At 61.7% G+C, this 4,562-nt stretch carries 7 protein-coding genes and 1 pseudogene; 6 read left to right on the top strand and 2 right to left on the bottom strand.

The annotated features are described in order from the left end of the window. Together EN984_RS23735 and EN984_RS23730 are read left to right on the top strand one after the other, a co-directional pair. Nucleotides 1–691 (top strand): response regulator (locus tag EN984_RS23735; RefSeq protein ID WP_127383983.1); only part of this gene is annotated, 691 nt, incomplete at its 5' end. 87 nt (nt 692–778) lie between these two features. Beyond that, nucleotides 779–1,486 carry a purine-nucleoside phosphorylase gene (locus EN984_RS23730; protein ID WP_127271305.1) on the top strand — a complete coding sequence of 236 codons (708 nt, stop codon included), beginning with the start codon at nt 779–781 and terminating at the stop codon, nt 1,484–1,486. A gap of 5 nt (nt 1,487–1,491) precedes the next feature. Here EN984_RS23730 and EN984_RS23725 read toward each other — a convergent pair whose 3' ends face one another. Continuing rightward, nucleotides 1,492–1,662: a hypothetical protein gene (locus tag EN984_RS23725; protein ID WP_236382813.1), complete on the bottom strand. Its 171-nt coding sequence runs from the start codon at nt 1,660–1,662 to the stop codon at nt 1,492–1,494. Between the two features lie 230 nt (nt 1,663–1,892). Between EN984_RS23725 and EN984_RS23720 the strand changes: the two are divergent. Further along, a pseudogene (locus EN984_RS23720) lies at nt 1,893–2,330 on the top strand (VOC family protein). 10 nt (nt 2,331–2,340) lie between these two features. Here EN984_RS23720 and EN984_RS23715 read toward each other — a convergent pair. Then, entirely contained in the window at nt 2,341–2,646 is a 306-nt protein-coding gene (locus EN984_RS23715) for a ribbon-helix-helix domain-containing protein (RefSeq protein ID WP_127268969.1), read from the bottom strand. A 208-nt stretch (nt 2,647–2,854) separates the two neighbouring features. Here EN984_RS23715 and EN984_RS23710 point away from each other — a divergent pair, with 208 nt between their 5' ends. The 3 genes from EN984_RS23710 to EN984_RS23700 all read left to right on the top strand — a co-directional run. Beyond that, a complete protein-coding gene (locus EN984_RS23710; RefSeq protein WP_127271303.1) occupies nt 2,855–3,250 on the top strand; it encodes a VOC family protein in 396 nt (131 codons plus the stop codon). 87 nt (nt 3,251–3,337) lie between these two features. Continuing rightward, a complete protein-coding gene (locus EN984_RS23705) occupies nt 3,338–3,868 on the top strand; it encodes a gluconate 2-dehydrogenase subunit 3 family protein (RefSeq protein ID WP_127268967.1) in 531 nt (176 codons plus the stop codon). A gap of 46 nt (nt 3,869–3,914) precedes the next feature. Continuing rightward, the coding region (locus EN984_RS23700) for a GMC family oxidoreductase N-terminal domain-containing protein (protein WP_164765602.1) at nt 3,915–4,562 on the top strand (648 nt) is incomplete at its 3' end.

Genomic DNA, 4,562 nt, shown 5'->3' with positions numbered 1-4,562 from the left:
CCGCGAACTCGCCCCGGCGGACTATGTCGTGGTCGAAGTCGAGGACACCGGCAGCGGCATCGCGCCCGACGTGCTGAAGAAGATTTTCGAGCCTTTCTTCACCACCAAGGAAGTCGGCAAGGGCACCGGCCTTGGCCTGTCGATGGTCTACGGCATCATCAAGCAGACCGGCGGCTTCATCTTTTGCGATTCCGAAGTCGGCAAAGGCTCGACCTTCCGCATTTTCCTGCCGCGTCACATCGCCGAAGCGAAAAAAGCAGGCGAGCCCGGCGATGCGCCGGCGGCGCCGACAAAGGTCGCCGATCCGGCCAAGGATCTGTCGGGCTCGGCCACGGTGCTGCTCGTCGAGGACGAGGATGCCGTGCGCATGGGCGGCATGCGGGCGCTGACCTCGCGTGGCTACACCGTGCACGAGGCATCGTCGGGCGTCGAGGCGCTGGAAGTGTTCGAGGCACTGGGCGGCAAGGTCGATATCGTCGTTTCCGACGTGGTCATGCCGGAAATGGACGGACCGACACTGCTTGGTGAATTGCGCAAGCGCCAGCCGGACATCAAGTTCGTCTTCGTGTCCGGCTACGCCGAGGACGCATTCGCCAGAAACCTCCCGGCAGATGCGCATTTCGGCTTTCTGCCCAAGCCGTTTTCGCTCAAGCAACTGGCGACGATCGTCAAGGACGTGCTGGAGTCTTAGAGCCTTTCCCATGTTCCATCTTGCACAACGCCGTGACAACGCCATGATTGCGGGTGAAACGGCTGGAAGGCTTAGGGGGAGCAACTGGTGACGCCGCACAACGAAGCGGACAAGGACGACTACGCCGACACGGTTTTGTTACCGGGTGACCCGCAGCGCGCCGAGTGGATGGCGCAAACGTTCCTGGAAGCGCCGCGCTGCATCAATCGCCGCCGCGGCGCACTTGGCTTCACCGGGCTGTTTGGCGGCAAACCCGTCAGCATCCAGGCGACGGGCATCGGCGTTTCATCGTTTCTGATCTATGCGCATGAACTGCTGGACCATTATGGCGCCCGGACGTTGATCCGCACCGGCACCTGCGGCAGCCTGACCGCAAAGGCAAAACTGCGCAGCCTTGTCATCTCGCAATCGGCGCAGGCGGAAAGCGCCCAGAGCGGCCAGGTTTTCGGCCTTTATGGACCCGCTGGCCCCGACCCGGCGCTCCTCGCATCGTCACTGGCCAAGGCGGTAGAATTCGGCATCGACCATCATGCCGGCCTGACGGTGTGCAGCGACATCTTCTATCACCCGGAGGGGCGCGCCCGTTTTGCCGTTGCGCGGGCGCAAGGAGCCCTGGCCGTGGATATGGAAACCAGCGCGCTCTATCGCATATCGGAGCATTTCGGAGCGCGTGCGCTGTCGATGTGTGTCGTGGTCGACAACATCGAGACCGGCGAACAGACCGACTATTCCGAGCGCCAGGCGCTTTTCACCGACATGAGCCGTCTGGCGCTCGCTGTCGCAGCCGAGAGCTAGCCGAGTTACGGGAGCAATTGCTTGCGCACGGCTGCCACATCGTCGGAGGCGACCGCCGGGGCGGCGTTGCCCCAACTGGCGCGCACATAGGTCAGGACGTCGGCGACCTCCTGGTCCTTCAGGCGCCAGGCCAGGGACGGCATGGCGGGCGTTGTCGGCGCATCAGCCGTATGCACGGCCTGACTGCCGGCAAGGACGAGCCGGGCCAATGTTTCGGAACTGCCCTGCGCAACGCTAGAATTGCCGGGCCACGATCCCGCCAAGCATCCGGCCTACCTGCCCGGATGCTGGACCGATAGAAACAGCATCGTGCCATCAGCCATGAATCAGGACCTGATCGCCCTTGCTCAGCTGGCAAGCAGCCTAAGGAGTTTACGGCCTGGACGACGCCTTATAGACTGAACACATGGCGCTCAAACGGATGGACAACATAGGAATCGTCGTCGATGACCTCGAAGAGACGATTGGTTTTTTTGGCGAGCTCGGCCTTGAGCTCGAAGGGCGGGCCATGATCGAAGGGGAATGGGCCGGACGTGTCACTGGACTGGGCGATCAGCGCGTCGAGATTGCCATGATGCGGACGCCGGACGGCCACAGCCGGCTCGAACTGTCCCGTTTCCTCACGCCGCCTGTCGTCGCCGATCACCGCAACGCCCCGGTTAACGCCCTGGGCTACCTCCGCGTCATGTTCACCGTGGACGACATTGACGGGACGCTTGAAAGGCTCCGCAATCGCGGTGCGCGGCTCGAAGGCTAAGTCGTCCAGTATAAAGACGTGTATCGGCTATGTTACATTCGAGGGCCTGGAGGGCTTCTCATCGGGCTCGCGCAAGAACTCAGCTGAGCGCAATGCGCTAAGCAGCCTCCCGCTTCGGCACCATCTGCTCATCCATTCCCGGCCGATGGCCCCGCAGATAGAGCGCGCAGGTGGTGCGCAGCATCGACGCAAAGTTCGGGATGGCGCCGTTGATCTCGATGGCTTCGTCATAGAGCTTGGAGATGAATTTCGGCGTCGTCAAATCCTGGTTTTCGGCGATTTCGTCCAGCAAAGCCCAGAATGTCGCTTCGAGCTGGATGCTGGTCGAGTGGCCGTCGATGCGAATCGACCGGTTGATCTGGCGATAGCCTTCGGGATCCTGGCCCGCAAACACCCTGCACATCCGACAAACCTCCCATGATTGTTGGTCTTGGGTGGACGGGCGTGCAGTTTGATACTGCTTGACCTGTCCCCACATGCATTCTCGGGCAAAATTGCCGGTCCGGCAATCGGACTTTCGTCCCGTTCGCGGCTGCGGGCGTGGTAACCGGCTGCCACCACCTTTTGTCCGTGCCGCGCATAATCGCCTCCACACCAGAACGGAGACTGATTTGGCCAAGGCGATCCACAGTATGATCCGGGTTCTCGACGAAGCCCGATCGCTCGATTTCTACAGAAACGCCTTCGGGCTCGATGTCGCCGACAGGCTGGATTTCGAGACATTCACGCTCATTTACCTCAGCAATGCCGAGGCAGGGTTCGAGCTCGAACTGACCGTGAACAAGGATCGGCAGGAGCCTTACGGGCTCGGCGACGGCTACGGCCATCTGGCGGTCTCGGTCGTCGATCTCGACGGCGAACATGATCGTCTCGGCGCGCTAGGGCTCAACCCGAAGAAAATCGTCGAGTTCAACCGCGACGGATCGCTGATCGCCCGCTTTTTCTTCATCGAGGATCCCGACGGCTACAAGATCGAGGTTCTGCAACGCGGAGGTCGCTTCCAATAGGAGACATCGCAGCCGTCCCCTGACGGGGGCAGCGCGCCAGCAACGGCGTTCTGAAGAGAGCGCACATAGCAAGCAGGGAGGAATAAAATGGTCACGATCTATGACGCGAAGCCTGGGCTGTCCCGTCGAGAGCTTCTTAAACGGGGCGGCATCGGCGCGCTGCTCGTCATCTCAGGCAGCGCCGTCATCAGCCCCGAGCATGCCTGGGGACTGGAGACATCGGCACTCAAGCCCGAAACCATGGCGACGCTGATCCAGATGGCGCGTGACATCTATCCGCACGATCAGGTTCCGGACAAATATTACGCCATTGCCGTGAAAGGCCACGACGAACAGGCCGGCAAGGACGCCGCCTACAAGACTATGCTCGAAGATGGCATCGCCGACCTCGACAAGAAGTCCGGTGACGGCGGCTACCGCGGCCTTGGCTGGGAGGACCAGCGCGTCGCCGTGCTGAAGCAAATCGAGGCGACGCCGTTCTTCCAGGCCATTCGGGGTGGCCTCGTGGTCAGCCTCTACAACCAGAAAGAGGTGTGGCCGATCTTCGGTTACGAGGGCGAGTCCTATTCCAAGGGCGGCTACATCGCGCGCGGTTTCGACGACATCGAGTGGCTCTGAGCCCCGTCGCTCCTGAACCCGCAAACAGAAATCATGGGAGGAAACCATGGCAGCTTCATTTGATCTGAACAACGATGGCGTGGTCGTCATCATCGGCTCGGGCGCCGGCGGCGGCACGCTCGGCAACGAACTCGCCCAGAAGGGTGTCGACGTCGTCATCCTGGAAGCCGGCGCGCGCCACGAATACGAAGACTTCATCAATGACGAGTGGGGTTCGTTCAGCCAGCTCGCCTGGACCGACAAGCGCACCACGTCCGGCGACTGGCGTGTGGCCAAGGATTTTCCCAACCTGCCGGCCTGGATCGTCAAGTCGGTCGGCGGTTCGACCACGCATTGGGCCGGAGCTTCGCTGCGCTTCCAGGAGCATGAGTTCAAGGGGCTGTCGACCTACGGCAAACTGGAAGGCGCCAACCTGCTCGATTGGCCGATCACGCTGGCCGAGATGGAGCCCTACTATGCCAAGGCTGAAGCCAAGATGGGCGTCACCGGCACCAATGACTGGCCGCGGCTGCCGGGCAACAACAATTTCAAGGTGTTGAAGGCCGGCGCCGACAAGCTCGGCTACAAGGAATGCCACACCGGCAACATGGCGATCAACTCGGTCGATCGCGACGACCGCATGTCCTGCCAGCAGACCGGCTTCTGCTTCCAGGGCTGTAAATGGGGCGCCAAATGGTCGACGCTCTACACCGAG

This window comes from Mesorhizobium sp. M7A.F.Ca.CA.004.12.1.1, from assembly GCF_003997835.1.
Lineage (GTDB): Bacteria > Pseudomonadota > Alphaproteobacteria > Rhizobiales > Rhizobiaceae > Mesorhizobium.
This window is presented reverse-complemented; position numbering and strand designations above follow the sequence as displayed.